The sequence below is a fragment of the Streptomyces sp. NPDC058534 genome, assembly GCF_042717365.1.
Classification (GTDB): domain Bacteria; phylum Actinomycetota; class Actinomycetes; order Streptomycetales; family Streptomycetaceae; genus Streptomyces.
Window position 1 is genome coordinate 1 of the sequence record NZ_JBHXNW010000025.1, and the last position, 2,726, is coordinate 2,726.

Consider the following 2,726-nt stretch of genomic DNA (forward strand, 5'->3'; position numbering starts at 1 on the left):
CGGCCACTGGGGGGTGGTGTCCGCCCGCGCGGCCGCGCCCCGCGGCGCGAGGGCGCGGGGGGCCGCGCAGGTCTCCTCCTGAGCGGTGAGCGGTGAGCGGTGAGCGGTGAGCGGTGAGCGGTGAGCGGTGAGCGGTGAGCGGCGGGAGTGTCCGGCCGCACCGGCTCTACGCGGCCACCGGCTGCTTCGCTCCCGGTGCCGGGGCCGACGGGTCGGCACCGCCGGGCCCCTGGGCCGTCGCCCCCGGCGCGGGCCTGCGCAGGCCCTTGAGGACGATCACCAGGGCCGTGGTGACGCAGACGCCGGCCGCGATGGCGACCAGGTAGAGCAGCGGGTTGCCGATCAGCGGGACCACGAAGATACCGCCGTGCGGGGCACGCAGCGTGGCCCCGAAGGTCATCGACAGGGCGCCGGTGACCGCGCCGCCCACCATCGAGGACGGGATGACCCGCAGCGGGTCGGCCGCGGCGAACGGGATCGCGCCCTCGGTGATGAAGGAGGCGCCCAGCACCCAGGCGGCCTTGCCGTTCTCGCGCTCGGCGGCGTTGAAGAGCCGGCCGCGCACGGTGGTGGCCAGGGCCATCGCCAGCGGCGGGACCATGCCGGCCGCCATCACCGCCGCCATGATCTTCATCGCCGAGTCGCTGGGACTGGCGACCGCGATGCCCGCGGTGGCGAAGGTGTAGGCGACCTTGTTGACCGGGCCGCCGAGGTCGAAGCACATCATCAGGCCGAGGAGCGCGCCGAGCAGGATCGCGTTGGCGCCGGACAGGCCGTTCAGCCAGTCGGTCATCGCCGACTGTGCGGACGCGATGGGCTTGCCGATCACCACGAACATCAGGAACCCGACGACCGCCGCCGAGATCAGCGGGATCACCACCACCGGCATGATGCCGCGCAACGCCTTCGGGATGCGGACCCGTTGGATGGCCAGCACCACGGCACCCGAGATCAGACCGGCGGCCAGACCGCCGAGGAAACCGGCGTTGATGGTCAGCGCGATCGAGCCGCCGACGAAGCCGGGGACCAGGCCCGGGCGGTCGGCCATGCCGTAGGCGATGTAGCCGGCCAGCACCGGGACGAGGAAGGCGAAGGCCACGCCGCCGATCTGGAACAGCAGGGCCGCCCAGCTGTCCGCCTGGGTCCACAGGAAGTGGTCCATCACGGACGGCGCCTTGTTGATCTCGTAGCCGCCGATTGCGAAGCCCAGGGCGATCAGCAGACCGCCCGCGGCGACGAACGGGACCATGTAACTGACGCCGGACATCAGCCACCTGCGGAGCTTCGTCCCGTATCCCTCGCCGGACTCGCCGCCCCGCTCGACCGGCGTCGCACCGGCGGAACCGGCGGACCCGGACGAACCCGACGCCCCGGCCGCCGTGACCTCGCCGCGGGCCGCCTTCCCGCGGACCTCGCCGATCAGCTCGCCCGGCCGGTTGATGGCCGCCTTGACGCCGGTGTCGACGGTGGGCTTCCCGGCGAAACGATCCTTCTCACGCACCGGTATGTCGTGGGCGAAGATCACGCCGTCCGCCGCCGCGATCACCGCGGGGTCCAGCCGGTCGAAACCGGCCGAGCCCTGGGTCTCGACGGCGACCTCGACGCCTTCCTCGCGGCCCGCGTTCTCCAGCGACTCGGCGGCCATGTAGGTGTGCGCGATGCCGGTGGGGCAGGAGGTGACGGCGACGATCCGGAAGGGGCGCTCGGGCGGTCCGGGTTCCTCCCGCTCGCCGGTGCTGACCGTGGCGGCCCCTGCGGAGGCCGCCGCCGGGGTCGCCACGGAGTCCTCGTCGCCGGCGGCCGCCGGCTCCTCGCCGCGGATCAGCGCCGCCGCGTCCGCCGGGTCGCCCACCGCGCGCAGCGCGTCCGTGAACTCGGCGTTCATCAGCTGCCGGGCCAGGGAGGAGAGGATCGTCAGGTGGGCGTCGTCGGCGCCCGTCGGCGCGGCGATCAGGAAGACCAGGTCGGCCGGGCCGTCCGCCGCCCCGAAGTCGATGCCCCGCGCACTGCGCCCGAAGGCCAGCGTGGGCTCGGTGACATGCTCGCTGCGGCAGTGCGGGATGCCGATGCCGCCGTCGAGTCCGGTCGGCATCTGCGCCTCACGGGCGGCCACGTCGGCGAGGAAGCCCTCCAGGTCGGTCACCCGGCCCCGGGCCACCATCCGCTCGGCGAGGGCACGCGCCGCCGCTTCCTTGGTGTCGGCGGACAGGTCGAGGTCGACCAGATCCGCGCTGATCATGTCGCTCATCGCGGGCTCCTTAGCTCGCGTATCGCCCGGAACACGGGGTGAGGGGCGGGGGCGGGGAGGGGGACGGGGGCGCTTCGGTGATGTCCGGGAACGCTTCGGTGGGGGCCGGGAGCACGACCGTCAGGGCCGGAAGCGCCTCGGCGGGGGCCGGGAGCACGCCCGTTGGGGCTGGGGGCGCCTCGGCGGAAGCCAGGAGCACGCCGGTGGAGGCCGGGAGCACGCCGGTGGAGGCCGGGAGCACGCCGGTGGAGGCCGGGAGCACGCCGGTGGAGGCCGGGAGCACGCCGGTGGAGGCCGGGAGCACGCCGGTTGGGACCGGCAGCACCCCGGCGGAGACCGGAAGCACACCCGTTGAGACCGGCAGCACCCCGGCGGAGACCGGAAGCACACCCGTTGAGACCGGCAGCACCCCGGCGGAGACCGGAAGCACACCCGTTGAGACCGGCAGCACCCCGGCGGAGACCGGAAGCACACCCGT

General features: G+C 74.2%; 1 protein-coding gene and 1 pseudogene. Both read right to left on the reverse strand.

Annotated features, from left to right (window positions below; translation table 11 throughout):
* Positions 1-166 precede the first annotated feature (166 nt).
* Entirely contained in the window at positions 167-2,248 is a 2,082-nt protein-coding gene (locus ACFWR9_RS17470) for a fructose-specific PTS transporter subunit EIIC (protein ID WP_383842443.1), read from the reverse strand.
* A 10-nt stretch (positions 2,249-2,258) separates the two neighbouring features.
* A pseudogene (locus ACFWR9_RS17475) lies at positions 2,259-2,726 on the reverse strand (hypothetical protein); the annotation flags it as partial.